Raw genomic sequence first — 21,147 nt, 5'->3', positions numbered from 1 at the left:
TTTTGAAAGTAAGAGATCAGGATATGGATCGGGCGCCGCGGCACAACAGCCAACGGCGCCCGCGAAAAACTCAGTGCAGGATCTGGCCGAGGAACAGCTTGGTGCGCTCGTGCTTGGGATTGGAGAAGAACTCCTCCGGCTCGTTCTGTTCGACGATCTGGCCCTGGTCCATGAAGATCACCCGATTGGCGACCTGACGCGCAAAACCCATTTCGTGGGTCACGCAGATCATGGTCATGCCTTCCTCGGCGAGTCCGACCATGGTGTCGAGCACCTCCTTGACCATCTCGGGATCAAGGGCCGAGGTCGGCTCGTCGAACAGCATGATCTTCGGTCGCATGCAGAGCGAACGGGCGATGGCGACGCGCTGCTGCTGTCCGCCCGACAACTGGCCGGGGTACTTGTGGGCCTGCTCAGGAATCTTGACGCGGGTGAGGAAGTGCATCGCCACCTCTTCCGCTTCCTTCTTCGGCATTTTGCGCACCCAGATCGGCGCCAGCGTGCAGTTCTCGAGGATGGTCAGGTGCGGAAACAGGTTGAAGTGCTGGAACACCATGCCGACCTCGCGGCGCACCTCGTCGATGCGCTTGAGATCGTTGGTGAGCTCGATGCCGTCGACGATGATCTTGCCCTTCTGGTGTTCCTCAAGGCGATTGATGCAGCGGATGGTCGTCGACTTACCCGAACCGGAGGGACCGCAGATGACGATGCGCTCGCCACGTTTGACCGAGAGATTGACGTCGCGTAGGACATGAAACTCGCCGAACCACTTGTTGACGCCGATCATTTCGACGGCGGTCTCGGACTCGGGGGCGGTGGCTAGGGCAGTATCGGCCATGAATAGGGTCCCTTTGGAAGCAAGCGGGGAGCTGAAAAGCGCGGGTTACCGCTTGTGTCCGGTGTTGAGCTTTCTCTCCATGTACATCGAATAGCGTGACATGGAGAAACAGAAAACCCAGAAAACGGCTGCGGCGAAGATCAGACCCGTCGGAGCGATCGACGGCGTCGACCAGTTGGCGTCGGAAAAGTTGCGCTGGATCGAGCCGAGCAGGTCGTAAAGACCGATGATCATCACCAGAGAGGTATCCTTGAACAGCGAGATGAAGCTGTTGACGATGCCGGGGATGACGATCTTCAGCGCCTGTGGCAGGATGATCAGCCGCATCGACTGCCAGTAGCCGAGACCGAGCGAGGCGGCGCCTTCGTACTGCCCCTTGGGTATGGCCTGCAAACCGCCGCGGATGGTTTCGGCCATATAGGCGCCAGTGAACAGGGCGACGCCGATCAGCGCGCGCAACAGCTTGTCGAAGTTGACGCCGGTGGGCAGGAACAGAGGCAACATCACCGAGGCCATGAACAGCACGGTGATGAGTGGAACGCCGCGCCAGATCTCGATGAACACCACCGATACGATCTTGATGAACGGCAGCTTCGAGCGACGACCGAGCGCAAGCAGGATGCCCAGAGGCAGCGACGCCACGATGCCAGTGATGGCCACGACCAGCGTCACCAGAAGACCACCCCAATTGGACGTCTCGACGATCGGCAAGCCGAAACCACCATAAAGGAGCCAGAAGGTGGCGACCGGGAAGACGGTCAACATCAGCCAAACGCCTTCCCGGCGGCGCGGCATCTTCGGCACCGCGATCCAGAAAAGACCGGCAAAGAAGGCGATCATTACCAATGCCGGTCGCCAGCGCTCGTCGGCGGGGTAGGATCCGAAGGTGAACTGGGCCGCCTTGGCGTTGATGAAGGCCCAGCAGGCGCCGACCGTCTCATCGCCCTTGGGCAGACAGGCATCGCGGTTGTCGCCCGTCCAGACGGCATCGACGAACAACCACTTGAAAAGTGGCGGAATGAACCAAACCAGCAGGAACAGCATGGCAAGGCTGACGACGATGTTGAGCGGCGAAGAGAACAGGTTCTTGCGCGCCCAGCCCGGAAACCCGCCGAGTGAGGCCGGCGGCGCCTCCGGCTCGAGAAAGTCGCGACGGACGAAGACGGTATCGGTTTCGATGCGGCTCATGACCGTCTCCCTCAGCGTTCGACCAGCGCCACGCGGGCGTTGAACCAGTTCATCAGCGCAGCGGTGATGAGGCTCAGGGCAAGGTAGACCGCCATGGTGATGGCGATGACCTCGATGGCGTGGCCGGTGATGTTGAGCGTGGAGCCGGCAAACACGGCGACCAGGTCCGGATAGCCGATGGCCAGCGCCAAGGACGAGTTCTTGGTCAGGTTGAGATACTGGCTGGTGAGCGGTGGAATGATGACGCGCATGGCTTGCGGCACGACGATGAGGCGCATGGTCTGGCGCGGGCGAAGGCCCAGCGAGAACGCGGCTTCGCTCTGTCCGGCCGACACCGCGAGGATGCCGGCTCGCACCGTCTCGGCGATGAAGGTGGCTGTATAAAGCGAGATGCCGAGCAGCATGGCGATCAGTTCGGGATGCACGACCATGCCGCCGGCGAAGTTGAATCCCTTGAGCTCGGGAATCTCGAACGACAGCGGCGCGCCGAGGGCCAGGAAGATCACCAGCGGCAACCCGATGACAATTCCGAGCGACGCACGGAACACCGGAAAAGACTGTCCGGTGGTGGCCTGGCGGTTCCTCGCCCAGCGGGCCACGGCCCATGCCAGGGCGACGGCAACCGGCACCGACCACATGACGAACTCGAAGCCGTCACCGGCGATCGGTCGCGGCATGGTCAGGCCGCGGTTGGACAGATTGATGGAAAACGGCAACGCATAGCCCTGCCGCGGACCGGGTAGCACCGAGAGCACCGCCTTGTACCAGAACAGGAGCTGGAGCAGCAGCGGAACGTTGCGCAGCGTCTCGATGTAAACGGTCGCCGCCCTTGCCAGCAGCCAGTTGCTGGACAGGCGCGAAATGCCGACGACAAACCCGACGATCGTCGCCAGGATGATACCGAGCACCGAGACGATGATGGTGTTGAGAAGACCGACCTTGAAGGCCTGGGCGTGCGAGGAATCCAGCGTGTAGTCGATGGGCTTCTGCGAGATGTCGAAGCCGGCCCGCATGTTGAGGAAGTCGAAGCCGAAGGGAATGTTGGCCGCGCGCAGGTTGGCGGCCGTGTTGTGGATCACCCAGATGGCGAACAGGATAAGGCCCAGCAGAACCAGTCCTTGAAAAACCCAGCCACGGATCGTCGCATCATAGAGGACGGCGCGAACCCAGGATCGAGGCGTTTCGTCAGCCGTCTTGTCTCGGAGCGTCATGTCAGGCCTCGAGAGAGGGCGCCAGGCCGGCGCCAAAAGCACGTTTTGTCACAAGGAAGGAGTGCGCCCCGCGATTGCGCCACGCCCGGCGAGGCAATCTGCCAAGCATGCGCACGCACACCCAGCCGGAAGCAAACCGGCCGGACGCGACGTCAGCCGACGCTTCCCATCAATCCGAAGCTGGGGAAGCGCCCCTATCGGACGCCTCCCCTTTCACCTGTCAGATCAGCGGATCGGCGGGGCGTACTGCAGGCCGCCCTTCGTCCACAGAGCATTGAGGCCGCGAGCGATCTTGAGCGGCGATCCTTCGCCGACGTTCCGCTCGAAGGACTCGCCGTAGTTGCCGACGCCCTTGATGATGTTATAGGCCCAATCCTTGGTGAGGCCGATCGGGGTACCGAAATCGACACCCTCGCCAACGCCGAGCAGGCGCTGAACCTCAGGATTCTCGGACGTCTTCATCTCATCGACGTTGGCTTGGGTGACGCCGAACTCCTCGGCGATCAGCATGGCGTAGTGGCTCCAGCGAACGATGGACTCCCACTGGTCGTCGCCCTGGCGAACGGCCGGCCCGAGCGGCTCCTTGGAGATGATTTCCGGCAGAACGATGCTGTCGTCCGGATTGGTCATCTTGAGGCGGATCGAGTAGAGACCCGAAGCGTCAGTGGTGTAGGCGTCGCAACGGCCGGCGTCATAGGCGGCGTCCGCTTCTTCCTGCTTCTCGAACACGACGGCGTTGAAGGTCATGCCATTCGACTTGAAATAGTCGGCGAGATTGAGCTCGGTGGTGGTGCCGGACTGCACGCAGACGGAAGCGCCGTTGAGATCCTTGGCGGAGGAGACGCCGAGCGCCTTCTTCACCATGAAGCCCTGGCCGTCGTAATAGTTGACGCCGGTGAAGGTGATGCCGAGCTGCGTATCGCGGCTCATGGTGTTTGTCGAGTTGCGGGCCAGCATGTCGATTTCCTTCGACTGCAGGGCCGTGAAGCGCTCCTTGGCGGAAAGGCCGGTATACTTCACCTTGGAGGGATCTCCAAACACCGCAGCGGCGACGGCACGGCAAGCGTCGACATCGAGACCCGTCCAGTTCCCGGCGTCGTCCGGCGCGCCAAAACCGGCGAGACCGGCGCCATTGACACCGCACTGCACAAAGCCCTTGGCCTTGACCTCATCGAGAGTGCCGGCCGAAGCGGCAACAGCGCCAGCTCCGATGAAAGCGGCGCCAAGCAGCAGAGTCTTGAATGTATTGGAACGCATGAATGTCTCCCCTGATGACCAAGAGGCACGGCGTGTGGGTGCTTTTGTTCTTGTCGACACCCGCCTCGATCGTCGAGCGCCCGAAGCGCACCCAATCCACCGAGCCTCGCTCGAAGCAACTCCCGCAGGACATCCCATCGCGAACCAAGCCGAGGGATAGAAACCAATGGCAGCCGCTCCACGCCCGCCAAACCGACGGGCTTCTCAACTACTAGATTACAAATTATGCCGATGGTCAATCGCAAAGCGCCTTAAATTGACCACAAACTACACATGCGCAGATGATAATCAAACTATCGCCCACAAAATATGCAAACAGGTTATTTTTTATCCAGTCGCCAGGTTACTTAAGAAAAGCTGGAGCACCTATTCAACACAGAGCGAAAACCGACCCGCGAAAATCTCCAAAAAGGGTAAGGGATAGCCACGTGTTTCCACGTAGACACTCCTAACCTTGGACTTTTACGAGTTGCCGCGCGCTACACGCGTCGACGTTGCGTCGATAACCGCCGCCGACAGAGCCTCAACCCGGCCGTGGCAACTGAGCCTGGAGCTTATCACTTGGTCCAATCGGGCTCAGGCCTTGGGCTGGAAGGTATGCTCCAAGCCAGGAAAGCTGCGGGCCTTGACGTCCTCGGCGTAGGCGGCAGCTGCCTTCGACACTTCGGCCCCCAGATCGGCGAAGCGCTTCACGTGGCGAGGAATGAACTCGTTGTAGAGGCCGAGCATATCCTCGCTGACCAGGATCTGACCGTCGCATTGGGGCGAGGCGCCGATGCCGATCACGGGGATCGGCGCTTCCGCCGTGATCTCTCGCGCCAGCGGTTCCATGGTTCCTTCAAGCACGAAGCCGAAAGCGCCGGCTTCGGCGACGGTCCGGGCGTCGGCCTTGATCTTGGCAGCCTGGAACTGATTGCGCCCCTGCGTCTTGTAGCCACCGTAGACGTTGACCATCTGCGGCGTCAGGCCGATGTGACCGAGCACCGGCACGCCGCGCTCGGTCAGAAAACGGATGGTCTCGCCCATCTCTTCGCCGCCTTCGAGCTTCACCGCTTGAGCGCCTGTCTCGGCGAGAACGCGCGACGCCGAGCGGAATGCCTGCTCGCGTCCTTCCTGGTAGGAGCCGAAGGGCATGTCGACGACCACAAGCGACGTCGTCGAACCGCGCACCACCGCCGCACCGTGGGCGATCATCAGGTCGAGGGTCACCGGCAGTGTCGTTTCGAACCCATAAACCACCATGCCGAGCGAATCCCCGATCAGCAGGAAGTCGACATGCGGATCCAGCAGCGCCGCCATCGGCGCCGTGTAGGCGGTGAGGCTGACGATGGGACGCACGCCCTTCAGGGCCTTGATGTCGGCGACCGAGGTGCGGCGGGAGCGGACGGGTGCACTCATGTCAATACCTCCGGGACCGAGGTCCGGGCTGTCTCTTTTCAGGGAACGGCGACGACGCGCTGATCGATGAGGCGCGTGCGACCGATGCGGACGGCGATCATCAGAGCAATTGCCGAAGGCGGCGCCTTGGGATCAATCGGCTCAAGCGTGTCCGCCGCTGCGATGGCGACGAGATCCGGGTCGGCCAGCGGCTCGGCGTCCAGGACCCTTCGAATGACCGCTTCGATCTTTCCCGGCTCGACGACGCCGGCGCCGATGGCTTCGGCAGCCGCGGCGAGCGAGCGATTGAGCACGGGCGCGGCAGCGCGCTCTTCGGCGGACAGGTAGACGTTACGCGACGACAGCGCGACACCGTCGGCGTTGCGTACCGTCGGCACGCCGACGATCTCCAACTGAAAGGAGAGATCGGCGACCATGCGACGGATCACCTGAAGCTGCTGGTAGTCCTTTTCGCCGAAGTAGGCGCGGTCCGGCTGGACGATGTTGAACAGCTTGCCGACGACCGTGGCGACGCCGCGGAAATGGCCGGGCCTGCGCTCTCCCTCCATGCAGGCCGAAAGCCCTTCCACCTCGATGTGGGTGGCGATGGGACGCGCATACATTTCCTCGACCGAGGGGGCGAACACGATATCTGCCCCGTGAGCGGCGAGCAGCCTGCGATCGGCATCGAGGTCGCGGGGATAGCGAGCAAAATCCTCGTTGGGGCCGAACTGCAGGGGATTGACGAACACCGACGTCACGACGACTTCGTTCTCCGCCCTTGCCCGATCGACGAGCGTCGCATGGCCGCGATGAAGATAGCCCATGGTCGGGACAAGGCCGATGCTCTTCCCGACCCGCCGCGCCGGTTCCAGTCGTTCACGGAGTTCGGCAATGGTGGTTACGGTCTCCAGCGGCAATCTTCCCTCCAGGGCCTTCGCTTGCTGCGCCCTTTTACTGCCGCCAAAATCGCTTTGTCACCCAAGAATTGGGCAGGCTGGCAAAAACCCGATCACTAGGCTCCTTCTTGCCTGCGGCGCCGTGGAGCCAGCGCTTTTTTTGCGCGAGATTGCGTAAAGTCCTAGTCGTTCGCGGCCAGAATTATTCATCTCGTAACGTTCAAGGTGGCACAAATGGCTTTTCCCGGCGACTTTGTGCGCCTGGTTGATAACGATATCCCCAGGTTGCAGGCCGTCGCCGCGGCAGCTGGGAAATGCATGAGGTAGCACGATGTCCGGTCTGCGCATTCCAGAAGGATCATCCGGTAGGTTTTCAGAAGTGCGAGCGCTGGCAAACGACACTCGCGGTTCGATCGCCGTCATCATGGCGATCGCGCTGGTCGTTCTGATTGTGGCGGTCGGTGCGGCGGTCGACCTCGCCCAGGCCCTGCGCGCAAGAGAGATTCTGCAAGGCGCTCTCGACCAGGCAACCATTCGCGCGGCCTTGACCACCGGTTCGGGCTATGTCGAAGCCGGCCGAGCAACGCTGGCCGCAAACCTGACGAACACCGGCATCGCCGAGGAGAACCTGGGTTTCAGCTTCGTCCGCAACTCTGATGGAAGCGTTTCCGGCACAGCGACCGTCACCGTGCCGCTGTCCTTCATGGGGATCATCGGCAAGAACGACACGTCGGTCGGCGTTTCCGCGAAGGCAACGCCGAAGACGTCCACCACCAGCACGGCGGCCGGAACGGTCTGCATCCTGCTCACCTCGAAGAACTCGCAAGCGCTGCTCGTCAACTCCGGCGCCACCGTCAATGCCACCGCCTGCGAGATACATGTGCAGTCGAGCGCAGGCAGCGCGGCCATCTTCAACAATGGCACGACGATCAACTCGAAAAAGATCTGCATCAAGAGCGCCAGCATCATCGACAATGGCGGTACGCATCCCAACCTGGAAAAGGGCTGCTCGCCGGCGAGCGATCCTTATGCTGGCAAGCTGCCGGCCGTCACGGTGGGTGCCTGCAACTACAACAGCCGCAACATCGACGCCGCCACCTATACTTTCCAGCCGGGCGTGCATTGCGGCGGTGTCAACTTCAACAACTCCAAGACCGTCTCGACATTCAGCCCCGGCCTCTACATCATTAAGGGTGGTGACTGGAATATCCAGGGAACGCTGAAGGGCACCGACGTCACGTTCTACTTCGCCGACACGTCGAAGTTCCAGTTCAACTCGGGTGCCGGAACGTATCTCAAGGCACCGACCACCGGCGATTACGCCAATGTGCTCATGTACGAGACGACGGCCAACGTCAATCCGACGCAGTGGCCGTGGAACGACAGCCCGGGACATGAGCTTTCCGGGCTCATTCATCTGCCCAGCCGGCAACTCACCATGAACTCCGGCATGACGGCCTCGCTCGACAAGGTCACGATCGTCGCGGATTCGCTGATCCTCAATCAGACGACCTGGAATCTGGCGCCCGATGCGACGGCCATTCCCAACGGTTCGACGACGACAACGACCACCACCAGCGGCGTCTTCCTGTCGCATTGACGAAAAAGCCCGGAGCTGCGTGCTCCGGGCCTTTCCATTCAGGAAAATCGCTGTCCCTCAGGTGATGACGTCCGGGGCCTGCCGGCCGGTGCGTGCCTTGATCTCGGCCAGCGTGTCGGCGGCCTCGATCACCTTGGCCAGTGCGGCCTGGGCATCCTGGCCGTGCTTGGCAGCGTCCGGCTCGAAGCTTTCGAGATAGACGCGCAGGGTAGCGCCCTCGGTGCCGGTGCCGGAAAGGCGGAACACCACGCGTTCACCGCCTTTGAACAGAATGCGGATGCCCTGCTTCTTGGTCACCGAGCCGTCGACCGGATCGTTGTAGGCGAAATCGTCGGCGCTCGCGACTTCCAGGCCGGCCACCTTGGTGCCGGGCAGCGTCGGCATCATGTCGCGCAGCCTGTTCACCAGCCCTTCGGCAGCGGCCGTGTCCACGGCCTCATAGTCGTGGCGGGTATAGAAGGTACGGCCATACTCGGCCCAGTGCTTCTCCTGGATGTCCTTCAGGCTCTCGCCGCGCACGGCAAGGATGTTGAGCCACAGGAGAACCGCCCAAAGGCCGTCCTTCTCGCGCACGTGGTCGGAGCCCGTGCCGGCGCTCTCCTCGCCGCACAGCGTCACCTTGCCGGCGTCGAGCAAGTTGCCAAAGAACTTCCAGCCGGTCGGCGTCTCGTAGCAGTCGAGGCCCTTCTTCGCGGCGACGCGGTCGACGGCGCCGGATGTCGGCATGGACCGGGCGACACCGGCGAGGCCTTTGGCATAGCCCTTGGCAAGGTGGGCGTTGGCGGCCAGCAGCGCCAAGCTATCCGAGGGCGTCACGACGGCGCCCCGGCCAATGACGATATTGCGGTCGCCATCGCCATCCGAAGCCGCGCCGAAATCGGTCGCCTCGGACGACGCCATGAAGTCGTAGAGTTCCTTGGCGTAGATGGGGTTCGGATCGGGATGACCGCCACCGAAGTCGGGCAGCGGCACCGCGTTGACGACGCTACCGGGAGCCGCGCCGAGCTTGCCTTCGAGGATCGCCTTGGCGTAGGGCCCGGTGGCCGCATGCATGGCGTCGAAGCGCAGCGTGAAACCGGACCTGATCATCGCGGCAATCTTGTCGAAATCGAACAGCTTCTCCATCAGCTCGACGTAGTCGGCGACCGGATCGACCACTTCGATCTCGGTCTCGCCAGCCTTGGAGACGCCAAGACGGTTGAGATCGATGTCAGGGATGTCGGCGACACTGTATTCGATGATGGTCTTGGTCGCCGCGAAGATGGCGTCGGTGACGTTCTCGGGCGCCGGCCCACCGTTCGAGCCGTTGAACTTGATGCCGAAGTCGCCGTCCTCGCCGCCGGGATTGTGGCTGGCCGACAGGACGATGCCACCGAAGGCGCCGAGCTTGCGAATGACATTGGAGGCAGCCGGCGTCGAGAACAGGCCACCCTTGCCGATCACAAGCTTCCGGGCGCCGTGAGCGGCCGCCATCTTGATGATGGTCTGGATGGCCTTGTCGTTGAAGAACCGACCGTCGCCACCGATCACAAGCACCTTGCCGGTGACGCCACCGACTCCGGCGAAGATCGCTTCGACGTAGTTTTCGAGATAGCCCGGCTGCATGAAGACGCGGGTCTTCTTGCGGAGGCCGGAGGTGCCCGGCTTCTGGCCGTCGATCGGCTTGGTGGCGATTGTCTTGATCTGCATTCCCTGTCACTCCCCGAGAGGCAATGTCATCCTATATCAATTTCTCAGGCCTTTACCTCGACGAAAGCGAGGAAGGTGCGCCCAGGCACCTCAACCGCCTGCCATGCGCGACGCGGCGTTGCGGCGGCGGGACGTCCTGTTGGCATGTCGGACGTCAGAATGGGCTTCCAGCTGTGCTCAGCGCGCGTCGGCGGCAGGTGGAACCGCCGGTTGGCGCGATGAGCGTTCAGCATGAGGTAGACGGCCTCGCCATCCGCCTCGACGTGCGGCAACGCCGAGTCGCGCAACAATACGCCAAACGCCTTGCATTCGCGGCTGTTCCAATCACTGCCCGTCATGGGGCGGCCTGAAACAGCGATCCATTCAACGTCGGACAGCTTGTCTTGCGGCCGCGGCGTGCCGTGCAGGAAGCGCGTCTGCCGGAACACCGGGTGGGATTGCCGCAGGCGGACGACGTAGGCCACGAAGTTTGCCAGTTCCGCGTCGTCGGCCTGGTTCCATGTCACCCAGCCGACCGGATTGTCCTGACAATAGGCATTGTTGTTGCCGAACTGGCTGTTGGCCAGCTCGTCACCGGCCAGCAGCATCGGCGTCCCCTGCGACAGAAGCAGCGTGGCAAGCATGTTGCGCATCTGACGCTTGCGCGTGGCGACGATGACCGGATCGGTCGAAGGTCCTTCGGTTCCGTAGTTGGCGGAATGATTGTCGGAATGACCGTCTCGGTTGTCCTCGAGGTTGGCCTCGTTATGCTTGGCCGCGTAAGAAACCAGGTCTCTCAGCGTGAAACCGTCATGCGCGGTGATGAAGTTGACGGAGGCCGACGGACGACGATTGGAACGATCGAAGCGATCGGGCGATCCCAGCAACCGCGCCGCCAGCTCCGGGGCCACCAGTTCGTCGCCGCGCCAAAAGGCGCGCACCGTATCGCGAAAGCGGTCGTTCCACTCGGAGAAGCCCGGCGGGAAATTACCGAGCTGGTAGCCGCCCGGCCCTATGTCCCAAGGCTCGGCGATCAGTTTCACGGTCGACAACAGCGGGTCCTGTCGCAGGGCCGTCAGGAAGCTCCCCTCGGGGTCGAAGCCTTGCGGTTCGCGGCCCACCGAAGTGGCGAGATCGAAACGGAAGCCGTCGACGCCGATCGCCTCGACCCAGTAGCGCAGCGAGTCGAGGATCATCTGGGTCACGCGCGGATGGCCGGCATTCAGCGTGTTGCCGGTGCCGGTGTCGTTGATGTACCAGCGCGGGCGATCGGGGTTGAGCCGATAGTAGCTGGCGTTGTCGATGCCACGAAAGCTCAGGGTCGGTCCGAACTGATCGACTTCGCCGGTGTGATTGTACACGACGTCGAGAAGCACCTCGATGCCCGCCTCGTGCAACGCGCGCACCATGTCGCGCACGCGATCGATGATCGAGACGTCGCGCGCACCGTGATCGTAACGCGGTTCCGGTGCGAAATAGCAGAGCGGCGAGTAGCCCCAGTAGTTGACCAGCCCCTTGCGGGTCAGAAAACCGTCGTCAAGGAAGGCCTGGATGGGCATAAGCTCGATCGCCGTTATGCCGAGCTTGGTGAGATGCTCGATGGTCTCCGGTGCTCCAAGCCCTTCATAGGTACCGGCCTTGGCGCGAGGCAGCCGCGGCATCTGCATGGTCAACCCGCGAACGTGGGCCTCGTAGATGACCGTGTCGCGCCACGGACGTTCCGGTCGGAAGCTGACGCAGGGCGGCACCTTGGAGTCCGTGACCAGCGCCTTCGGCACGACGCGGGCGCTGTCACGGGTGTCGAAGCTGGCATCGTCGAGCGTCACCGGCTGATAGCCGGCCATGAGATCGTTCGAGCGCAACCGTCCGGTCAGGACCTTGGCATAGGGATCGATCACCAGCTTGTGCGGATTGAACCGATGCCCGCGCTCCGGATCGTAGGGACCATGAACGCGGAAGCCATAGGCGGTGCCGATGCCGATGCCGGAAACATAGCCGTGAAAAACCTCGTCGGTACACGCGGGCAGCGTCAGGCGCGCATGCTCGAAACCGGTGAGCGGTTCGAACAGGCAGACGTCGACGCGTGTCGCATTAGCCGAGAAAATGGCGAAATTGACGCCATCCCCGTCGAACTGCGCACCAAGGGGATACGGCCGCCCGGACCGGATCGTCACCGTCATGGGACCTCAGACACCCTCGGTCGTCAGCTCGCGGTAAAGCGCGACATAGTCGGGCGCCGAGTCTTCCCAGCCAACGGGATGGGCCATTGCCCGCGACTGCAGCGCTCGCCAGACTTTCTTGTTGTGGAAGAGATCGAACAGGCGCTCGATGGCGAACCCAAGACCACCGGCAGAAACCGGGGCGAACTGAATGCCGGTCGCGGTCCCCGCCCGGACCGAAGCGTCGTTGGCGTCGATCACCGTATCGGCGAGGCCGCCCGTCCGCGCCACCACCGGAATGGTGCCATAGCGAAGGCCATAAAGCTGCGTAAGGCCACAGGGCTCGAAGCGCGACGGGACGAGGATCGCGTCGGCGCCGGCCTGCATGGCGTGGCTGAGCGGTTCGCTATAGCCGATATGGACGGCGACGGAGCCCGGATTGGCGGCAGCAGCGTCGACGAAGGCGCGCTCCATGCTCTGCTCGCCGGCACCGAGGATGGCAAGCTGCCCGCCGCGGCGCAGGATGCCCTCCAGATTGGGCAGCAGCATGTCCAGCCCCTTCTGGCCGGTCAACCGGCTCACCACGATCATCAGCGGCGCGTCCGGATCGACGCGAAGCCCCATGCGGGTTTGCAGCTCGGTCTTGCAGACCGCCTTGCCGGCCATCTTGCGCGCGCTGTAGTTGGAAGCAATCAGCGGATCGGTCGCCGGATCCCAGCTCTTCGTGTCGATCCCGTTGACGATGCCGCTCAGCACGTTGGCGCGCTCGTTGAGCACGCCTTCCATACCGAAGCCGAACTCCTGCGTGCGGAGTTCGCGCGCGTAGGTCGGACTGACCGTGGTCAAGCGATCGGAGAAAACGAGACCGCCCTTCAGGAAGGAGCAATAGCCGTAATACTCGAGGCCGGCCGGCGTGTAGAAGCTCGACGGCAATCCGAAGGTGTCGAAATCGGCGCGACCGCAGATGCCCTGGAAGGCGACGTTATGAATGGTGAACACGGTCTTCGGTCGCCCCTCGGCCGGTCCGGCCAGAAGGTAGGGGGCCACGAGACCGGCCTGCCAGTCATGACAATGGACGATGGCCGGTTTCCAGTCGCCCACGCCCGATCGGCCCACCGCGGCGCCAATCGCCGACAGCGCGGCGAAGCGGCGGGTGTTGTCCCACCAGTCGTTGCCATCCGGCCCTAGGTAGGGATTGCCGGGGCGGTCATAGAGATGGCCGGCATCAAGCGCCAGCACTTTCAGACCGTCCGCCGTCTCGCCCGCCAGCAGGCGGCCCGGGCCGCCGAAAACATCCGGATAGACGGCGACTTCTTCAACGCCTTGAAGATGGCCGACCACGCCGGGATAGGCGGGCATCAGCACGCGGACGTCACACCCCAGTCCGGCGAGTGCCAGCGGCAGCGCGCCCGCGACATCGGCGAGGCCGCCCGTCTTGATCAGCGGATAGCATTCGGAGGCAACGAATAGGACGCGCACTTGATCACCCCGACAGGTTATGCCAACTCGCCAAGATGCTGACGCATCCGCTCGTTGAAGTCATCACGATTTTCTCATGCCCTTGGCTGGGATGAAAAATCCGGGACAGGAACACCGAGCGCCAGCCTGAGCGATGCCCGATCATGTCCGCGCAAGGCGGAGCGGATTTCGACCGATCCTTTTCGCAAGGAGGCGCCGCCTTCGGCTACGTGCCGGCGGCGACACCATTCCCGAGATCGGATCGGGCGCGGGTTTTGCCACGCCGCCGAGTTGTTTTCAACGCCGCGATCAGAGCTTCAGTCGATCGATCATGTCCTGGGTGATCAGGCAGACGCCACCTTCGCTCCGACGGAAGCGGCTGGCGTCCAACTCCGGATCCTCGCCCACGACGAGACCGTTCGGAATGATCACCCCCTTGTCGACCACGCACTTGGTCAGGCGAGCACCCCGGCAGACAGAAACGTAAGGAAGGACGACGCAATGCTCCACTTCCGAGTAGGAATGGGCATGCACGCCGGTAAACAGCAAGGACTTGTCGACGCGGGCACCTGAAATGATGCAGCCACCCGAGACCAGCGAACTGGTCGCAGTGCCGCGCCGGCCATCTTCGTCGTGGATGAACTTGGCAGGCGGCGTCAGTTCCGTATAGGTCCAGATCGGCCACTTCTTGTCGTAGAGATCGAGTGCCGGCACGAAGTCGGTCAGGTCGATATTGGCTTCCCAGAAGGCGTCGATGGTTCCCACGTCGCGCCAGTAGGGCTCGGCTTCCGACGACGAGCGGACGCAGCTGTCCGAGAACTTGTGGGCGATCGCCTTTCCACCCTTCACGATGGCCGGAATGATATCCTTGCCGAAGTCGTGGCTGGAATTTGGGTCGTCCTGATCCTGACGCAGCAGGTCGATCAGGAAGCTGGTCTTGAAGACATAGATGCCCATGGAGGCGAGCGCGAGGTCCGGATGACCGGGCATGGGCGGCGGGTCGGCCGGCTTTTCGACGAAGTCGATGATCCGGGCGTTCTCGTCGATCGCCATCACGCCGAAGCCGGTGGCTTCCATGCGTGGCACCTCGATGCAGCCGACGGTGACATCGGCGCCGGACGAGACATGCTGGTCGAGCATGATCTCGTAGTCCTGCTTGTAGATGTGATCGCCGGCCAGAATGATGATGTATTCGATGTTGTGCGCTTCGATGATGTCGATGTTCTGCGTCACCGCATCGGCGGTTCCGACATACCACTTGTCCTCGGCGACACGCTGCGAGGCAGGAAGGATGTCGAAGCTTTCGTTGCGTTCCTGACGGAAGAAGTTCCAGCCGTACTGCAGGTGCCGGATGAGGCTGTGCGCCTTGTACTGGGTCGCCACGGATATGCGGCGAATGCCCGAGTTGAGCGCATTGGACAGCGCGAAATCGATGATGCGGCTCTTTCCGCCGAAGTAGACCGCGGGCTTGGCCCTGCGATCGGTCAGTTCCTTGAGGCGGCTGCCCCGCCCACCGGCCAGCACGAACGCCATCGCTTCGCGCGCCAACCGTCGATTAGTGTGAGAATTGTCAATCATGCTGTCCTCCCGACTTCTCCGCCGTCGGCCCGGTTCCGTCGATGGCGCAGCCGGCATTGCCAGCCCGGAACGGAACCAGAGGCGAATCGGCCGGCGCTTCTTCCCCGCCCGCCCGCTCGCCATGATGGCTCGACGCAGAGGTACTATGGCGCGGCAAGGTTAATTTGTCTTCCCCCTATTTCGGCTGCGAAGGAATTCAAACCCTTGATGAAACAGCACTACGACGATTTGCGGACGGCCGCCCCGCATTCGGTGCGAGGCGGCACATGACTCAGACGACGGGCGCCGCCGGACGTTCCAAGACCTTGACGATGGTGCCAACCGGCACGCGTTCGAACAGGTCCATGACATCCTGATTGATGAGGCGAATGCAGCCCGAGGACACGTTGCTGCCGATCGTCCAGGGCTCCACTGTGCCATGAATGCGGTAGAGGGTGTCGACATTGCCCTTGTAAAGATAGTGAGCGCGGGCGCCGAGCGGATTGTCAGGGCCTCCGGGCATGCCACCGGCCCATTTCCGCGCCTTGGGATCGCGCGCCTGCATTTCCACCGGCGGGTGCCAGGACGGCCACTTCGCCTTGCGGCGAATGATCGCGCTGCCGGACCAGGCAAAGCCTTCGCGACCGACGCCGATGCCATAGCGCATGGCCCTGCCGTTGCCGAGCACGAGATAGAGATAGCGAGCCGGGGTATCGATGATGATGGTTCCGGCCGGTTCGTCTGTCGTGTAGCTGACCTCACGACGCAGGAAGGCTGGGTTGACCTGGGTCAGGTCGACAGCCGGGACGGTGAACCTGCCGTCCTGAACCTCGCTGTACATCGCCACGTATTCGGCGGACGGCCGAGGATAGCGTTTCGGCTTGGTCGGGTCGATGAGCGGCGGCATCGCCGGTGTCCCCGGAGCGGAAACGCAAGCAGCGAGAGCGAGGGGAAGCGCGGCGAGAAAGGCTCGCCTGGACGGTAGGTTCATAATCTCCACTTTCTGTCGATTCGGCGGTGACACCTCAGGCAACCCGATGAAAGCGAACTATTCCAGCCGGGTTGATAAACTTATCCAGCACATATCAGTTTTCCGGGATCGGGTGCAGGATCCGCTCGCCGTATCGCCTGTGAAAGGCCGTCATCGACTTGTCGGCAACCCGCACCGTGAGCCGCAGCGTGCCATCCTCGTCATCGTGACGCTCCAGCACCTCACCGTGATCGTAGAGCCAGGCAAGTCCCGCCCCGTCAGATGAATCAAGGGTCAGCTCGTGCACCGGCCGACCGCCGAGGAGTCGCGCCTCGATGACGGCAAGCAACTCGGGAAGACCTTCGCCGGTGACCGCCGAGACCACGCGTCGTTCCTGCCCTCCCGGCGTCTCGGTGTTGGCCTGGGCGAGCAGAACATCTCTCCGCCCCTCGTCGACGAGGTCGATCTTGTTCCAGACCTCGATGATCCGGTCGCGATCCGACGGATCGAGGCCGAGTTGCTTGAGCACCTCGGCCACGTCGCTGGCCTGGGCCTCGGTGTCCTTATGCGAGATGTCGCGCACATGCAGGATGATCGAAGCCTCGATGACCTCTTCGAGCGTCGCCCGGAACGCCGCGACGAGATGGGTCGGCAGGTTTGAAATGAAGCCCACGGTGTCGGACAGTATGGCGTCGGTGCCGTGCGGCAGCTTGATGCGACGCAGTGTCGGATCGAGCGTCGCGAACAACAGATCCTTGGCGAAGACGTCCGCTTCGGTCAGCCGGTTGAACAGTGTCGACTTGCCGGCGTTGGTGTAGCCGACCAGCGCCACGACCGGATGAGGCACCTTGCGGCGCTGGCGTCGGTGCAGGTCGCGCGTGCGCTTCACCTGCTCCAGATCGGCCTCGATGCGGGTGATCTTTTCCTGAAGCTGCCGGCGGTCCGCCTCGATCTGCGTTTCACCGGGACCGCCGAGAAAGCCGAAGCCACCGCGCTGCCGTTCAAGGTGAGTCCACGAGCGGACGAGGCGCGACTTCTGGTACTTGAGGTGGGCAAGTTCCACCTGGAGCCGGCCTTCGCGCGTGCGGGCGCGCTCGCCAAAGATCTCCAGAATGAGACCTGTACGGTCTATGACCTTGGTCTTCCAGGCCTTCTCCAGGTTGCGCTGCTGGATGGGGGTCAGGGCGTGATCGACGATGGCGAGGTCGATCTCCTGTTCCCTCACCGTCTCGCCGATCTCCTCGACCTTTCCGGCTCCGAACAAGGTCGCCGGCTTGGGCTGGCTGACCGGCACGGGAATGGTTGCGTGAACGTCGAGATCGATGGCCTGCGCAAGACCCGAAGCCTCTTCGAGACGCGCCTCAAGATCGCGTTGGGTCGTTGCGGCAGCCTCTTCCCTGGCGCCCCGCTGACGCAAATCCGGGACAAGGACCAATGCCCTTGCCGGCTCTTCGACGCGATCGACACCCTTCTTGCGAGGACGGCCACCCCCTTCAAGATCCTGCTCGTCGTTCACTGCGCCTCCCGAAACCGCGCCGCTGGCGGCCAAAATACGATGGTTTCCGTGGACAGCCCGCCCGAGAGGCGAACCTCCACGGGCGGACACCTACGGAACAAACCGAACTCAGTTCGGTTCCTCGCTACCCTCGAAAAGGGCCAGAGGCTGAGCCGGCATGATGGTGGAAATGGCGTGCTTGTAGACGAGCTGGGAATGCCCATCGCGCCGCAAGAGGACGCAGAAGTTGTCAAACCAGGTGACCACGCCCTGCAGCTTGACGCCGTTAATCAGAAAAATCGTCAGCGAAATCTTGTTCTTACGGACGTGATTGAGGAAAGTGTCCTGAAGGTTCTGGGCTTTGTCCGCCATTTTTTTCGGCCTTTTCGACTTCGTTTTTTTGTGAGGGGCAAACGCCACACCGACGCCACGCGTCGCCCGAACTAATGGTTACGCCGGGCGCGTCCGAAATTACCAGTCCATTTCGGGCCCGCGTCGCCATCGACAGGCTCGTGCTATCCGTGTTTCGACTGGGATGTGACAATTTTGCCAAGCGAGATGCCGGCCGTCAAATCGGCGTGCGTTCCGCGAGGTCATGGAAGCGCTGCCGCAGACGGGCTGCAACACTTCCGGGAACGCCGTTGGCCACCGCCTCGCCGTCCACGCTGACGACCGGACAGAGAATCGCACCCGCTGAAGTCAGGAAAACCTCGCGCGCCGCCTTCATTTCTGCGACGGTGAAACGCCGTTCCACCACCGCCACGCCCTCGGCAGCCGCCACGTCCATCAGCACCGAGCGGGTGATGCCCCGGAGAATGCCGCGATCGGCCGGACGGGTGACGAGCCGCCCTTCCCCGTCGAGCAGCCAGACGTTGGCGGACGAACCTTCGGTCACAAACCCCTCCGCGTCAACGAAGATCGCTTCGAAAGCCCCCGCTTCACGCGCCGCCTGCTTGGCAAGCGCGTTGGGCAGAAGGCCGACAGTCTTGATGTCCACCCGCTCCCAGCGGTTGTCGGGCAGCGTGATGACCGGCACGCCCTTTTCATAGCGAAGCGCCGCGGCAGCGACGTCGAGCGGCTTGGCCGTCGCCGTGAAGGTCGGGTTCACGCCAACGGGGAAGGCATGGTCGCGCGACGCGGCCCCTCGGGAGATCTGCCAGTAGACATAGCCGTTCTCCACCCGGTTGCGTCGGGCGACTTCGCGCAGAACGTGGGTCATGGCCGCCCGGCTCATGGGCGAGGCGATCCTGAGCTCGGCCAGCGATCGGTCGAGCCGGTCGAGATGACGGCGAAGATCGATGATGGCTCCGTCCTTGATCTGGCAAGCCTCATAGACCGCATCGGCGAACTGGTTGCCGCGATCCTCGACGCTGACGACGGCTTCCCTGGACGGAACATAGCGTCCGTTGACGTAAGTGATGCGGGACGTCATGGCCGGATCTCCAGGAACAATGCGACGGGCGATCGCGAACTACTCCAGTTCGACGATCCGCCCTTCATCAAGGGTAATGCGCCGGTCCATGCGTTCGGCCAGCGCCATGTTGTGCGTGGCTATGATCGCGGCGAGGCCGGTAGCTCTGACCAGGGCGGCCAGAGCGTCGAACACGTAGTGCGAGGTCTTGGGATCGAGATTGCCGGTCGGCTCGTCGGCCAGCAGCACCTTCGGTGCGTTGGCAACGGCGCGAGCGATGGCAACGCGTTGCCGCTCACCGCCCGAAAGCTGCGATGGCAGATGGGTTCCGCGTTTCTCGAGGCGCATATAAGCCAAGAGGTCGTTGCCGCGCTTGGCAGCTTCCTTCTTGTCGAGGCCTGCGATCATCTGCGGAATCATCAGGTTCTCGAGGGCGGAGAACTCCGGCAGAAGATGGTGAAACTGGTAGACGAAGCCGATCTCCGTGCGGCGGAGCCGCGTGCGGACCGTATCGTCGAGCTTGCCGCAGGCCCTGCCTCCGATGACCACGTCGCCGGCATCGGGCTTCTCCAGAAGACCGGTGATGTGCAGCAGCGTCGACTTGCCGGCACCGGAGGGAGCGACCAGCGCCGTCAATTCGCCGGCGAACAGGTTGAAGTCGCAGCCACGCAGGATAGGCAGCGTGCCCGAGCCTTCCTTGTAGGACTTCTCGATGCCGACCAGCTTCAGAACCGGGTCTTCGACGCCGGTGATGAGGGTTTCGATAGCCGGCATCACTCGTACCTCAGCGCGTCGACGGGATCGAGACGGGCCGCCTTCCAGGCAGGATAGACGGTAGCGGCGAACGACAACACCAGCGCCATGATGAGCACGGTGACCGTTTCGTGCATCTGCATGTCGGCGGGCAACTGACTGAGATAGTAAAGTTCAGGCGAGAACAGCTCGGTCGAGGTCAGCCAGGACACGAACTGCCGGATCTTCTCGACGTTGAGGCAGACGACGAGGCCGAGGACGAAACCGGCAAGGGTACCGGCGACGCCGATCGCCGAACCAGTGATCAGGAAGACACGCAGGATGGCGCCGCGGCTTGCACCCATTGTCCTGAGAATGGCGATATCGTGGCTCTTGTCCTTCACCAGCATGGTCATGCCGGAGACGATGTTGAGCGCCGCCACCAGCACGATCAGCGTCAAGATCATGAACATGACGTTGCGCTCGACCTCCAGCGCCGAGAAGAAGGTGACGTTGCGCTGCCGCCAGTCGGTGATCAGCACCGGCCGTCCCGCGTCGATCGTCAGCTTTTCCTTGATGGCTCCGATGTCGTCGGGGTTGTTGACGAAGACGTCGATCGCGGTGACCTTGTCCTCCATCATGAAATACTTCTGCGCCTCGGCGATCGGCATGAACACGAAGGTACCGTCGTACTCGCTCATGCCGATCTTGAAGATGGCGGCAACCGGATAGGCCTTGACGCGCGGCGTCGTGCCGAGAGCGGTAACGTTACCCTTGGGGCTGACCAGCGTCACCTTGTCGCCGACCGTAACACCAAGACTCTCGGCGAGCCGCTGACCGATGGCGATGCCGATGCCGTCGTCGAACTTGTCGAAGGAGCCGACCTGGACGGTATCGTAGACGAGGGGCAGCTTCTGGAGGTCGGCGCTGCGCACGCCGCGCACCAGAACGCCAAATGCACCGGACGGGCCGGAGGCCAGGACCTGCCCCTCAACGAAGGGCATGGCGAGCCTGACGCCATCGACGCCGGCAAGGCGATCGGCGACGGAGGCATAATCGGTGAGCGGGCTGTCGATGGGCTGGACCACGGCGTGACCGTTGATGCCGAGGATCTTGTCCATCAACTGGCCGCGAAAACCGTTCATCACCGCCATGACGATGATCAGCGTGGCGACGCCCAGCATGATGCCGACGAAGGAGAAGCCGGCAATCACCGAAATGAAGGCTTCCTTGCGACGGGACCTCAGATAACGGCCGGCCAGTTTCCACTCGAAGGGGGCGAAGGGCCGCCCCGCTTTCGCCTCGCTCATCCAAAGACCTCCAAACG

Annotated in this window: 17 protein-coding genes; 1 reads left to right on the top strand and 16 read right to left on the bottom strand. The window is 62.8% G+C overall.

The window, feature by feature from the left end; all coding sequences use genetic code 11:
* Positions 1-70 precede the first annotated feature (70 nt).
* The 6 genes from M4J39_RS00890 to panC all read right to left on the bottom strand — a co-directional run bounded on the left by M4J39_RS00890 (position 71) and on the right by panC (position 6,785).
* On the bottom strand, positions 71-838 hold the full coding sequence (locus M4J39_RS00890; protein ID WP_251725739.1) for an amino acid ABC transporter ATP-binding protein: 768 nt from the start codon (positions 836-838) through the stop codon (positions 71-73).
* A gap of 45 nt (positions 839-883) precedes the next feature.
* Positions 884-2,026, bottom strand: coding sequence for an amino acid ABC transporter permease (locus M4J39_RS00885; RefSeq protein ID WP_251725738.1), 1,143 nt, complete (start codon positions 2,024-2,026; stop codon positions 884-886).
* 11 nt (positions 2,027-2,037) lie between these two features.
* Positions 2,038-3,237 (bottom strand): amino acid ABC transporter permease, encoded by a 1,200-nt coding sequence (locus tag M4J39_RS00880; protein ID WP_251725736.1) that lies wholly within the window; start codon positions 3,235-3,237, stop codon positions 2,038-2,040.
* A 225-nt stretch (positions 3,238-3,462) separates the two neighbouring features.
* Complete coding sequence (locus M4J39_RS00875) at positions 3,463-4,494, bottom strand: amino acid ABC transporter substrate-binding protein (protein WP_251725735.1); 1,032 nt, start codon at positions 4,492-4,494, stop codon at positions 3,463-3,465.
* Between the two features lie 576 nt (positions 4,495-5,070).
* Complete coding sequence (gene panB, locus M4J39_RS00870) at positions 5,071-5,892, bottom strand: 3-methyl-2-oxobutanoate hydroxymethyltransferase (RefSeq protein ID WP_251725734.1); 822 nt, start codon at positions 5,890-5,892, stop codon at positions 5,071-5,073.
* 38 nt (positions 5,893-5,930) lie between these two features.
* Entirely contained in the window at positions 5,931-6,785 is an 855-nt protein-coding gene (gene panC / locus M4J39_RS00865; RefSeq protein ID WP_251726761.1) for a pantoate--beta-alanine ligase, read from the bottom strand.
* A gap of 364 nt (positions 6,786-7,149) precedes the next feature.
* Between panC and M4J39_RS00860 the strand changes: the two genes are divergently transcribed.
* Entirely contained in the window at positions 7,150-8,370 is a 1,221-nt protein-coding gene (locus M4J39_RS00860; protein WP_251725733.1) for a pilus assembly protein TadG-related protein, read from the top strand.
* Positions 8,371-8,427: 57 nt separating this feature from the next.
* Here the strand turns inward: M4J39_RS00860 and M4J39_RS00855 are convergent, their stop codons facing one another.
* The 10 genes from M4J39_RS00855 to M4J39_RS00810 form a co-directional block, all read right to left on the bottom strand.
* Positions 8,428-10,059, bottom strand: a complete 1,632-nt coding sequence (locus tag M4J39_RS00855; RefSeq protein WP_251725731.1) for an alpha-D-glucose phosphate-specific phosphoglucomutase — start codon at positions 10,057-10,059, stop codon at positions 8,428-8,430.
* Positions 10,060-10,103: 44 nt separating this feature from the next.
* Positions 10,104-12,218, bottom strand: a complete 2,115-nt coding sequence (gene glgX, locus M4J39_RS00850) for a glycogen debranching protein GlgX (protein ID WP_251725729.1) — start codon at positions 12,216-12,218, stop codon at positions 10,104-10,106.
* A 6-nt stretch (positions 12,219-12,224) separates the two neighbouring features.
* Positions 12,225-13,676, bottom strand: coding sequence for a glycogen synthase GlgA (glgA, locus tag M4J39_RS00845; protein WP_251725727.1), 1,452 nt, complete (start codon positions 13,674-13,676; stop codon positions 12,225-12,227).
* A 288-nt stretch (positions 13,677-13,964) separates the two neighbouring features.
* A complete protein-coding gene (gene glgC / locus M4J39_RS00840) occupies positions 13,965-15,233 on the bottom strand; it encodes a glucose-1-phosphate adenylyltransferase (protein WP_251725726.1) in 1,269 nt (422 codons plus the stop codon).
* 271 nt (positions 15,234-15,504) lie between these two features.
* The gene (locus M4J39_RS00835) at positions 15,505-16,119 is read right to left on the bottom strand and encodes a L,D-transpeptidase (protein ID WP_371875358.1); all 615 of its coding nucleotides are present in this window, start codon (positions 16,117-16,119) and stop codon (positions 15,505-15,507) included.
* Between the two features lie 178 nt (positions 16,120-16,297).
* Positions 16,298-17,698 carry a GTPase HflX gene (gene hflX / locus M4J39_RS00830; protein WP_251725724.1) on the bottom strand — a complete coding sequence of 467 codons (1,401 nt, stop codon included), beginning with the start codon at positions 17,696-17,698 and terminating at the stop codon, positions 16,298-16,300.
* 108 nt (positions 17,699-17,806) lie between these two features.
* Positions 17,807-18,049 (bottom strand): RNA chaperone Hfq, encoded by a 243-nt coding sequence (gene hfq, locus M4J39_RS00825; protein WP_026791804.1) that lies wholly within the window; start codon positions 18,047-18,049, stop codon positions 17,807-17,809.
* Positions 18,050-18,245: 196 nt separating this feature from the next.
* Positions 18,246-19,109, bottom strand: a complete 864-nt coding sequence (locus M4J39_RS00820) for a D-amino-acid transaminase (protein ID WP_251725722.1) — start codon at positions 19,107-19,109, stop codon at positions 18,246-18,248.
* A gap of 39 nt (positions 19,110-19,148) precedes the next feature.
* Positions 19,149-19,862, bottom strand: coding sequence for an ABC transporter ATP-binding protein (locus tag M4J39_RS00815; RefSeq protein ID WP_251725721.1), 714 nt, complete (start codon positions 19,860-19,862; stop codon positions 19,149-19,151).
* Entirely contained in the window at positions 19,862-21,130 is a 1,269-nt protein-coding gene (locus M4J39_RS00810) for a lipoprotein-releasing ABC transporter permease subunit (RefSeq protein ID WP_251725720.1), read from the bottom strand. Before M4J39_RS00810 ends, M4J39_RS00815 begins: the two co-directional genes overlap by 1 nt.
* Positions 21,131-21,147 lie beyond the last annotated feature (17 nt).

It is taken from the genome of Pleomorphomonas sp. NRK KF1, assembly GCF_023721755.1.
GTDB lineage: Bacteria > Pseudomonadota > Alphaproteobacteria > Rhizobiales > Pleomorphomonadaceae > Pleomorphomonas.
This window is presented reverse-complemented; position numbering and strand designations above follow the sequence as displayed.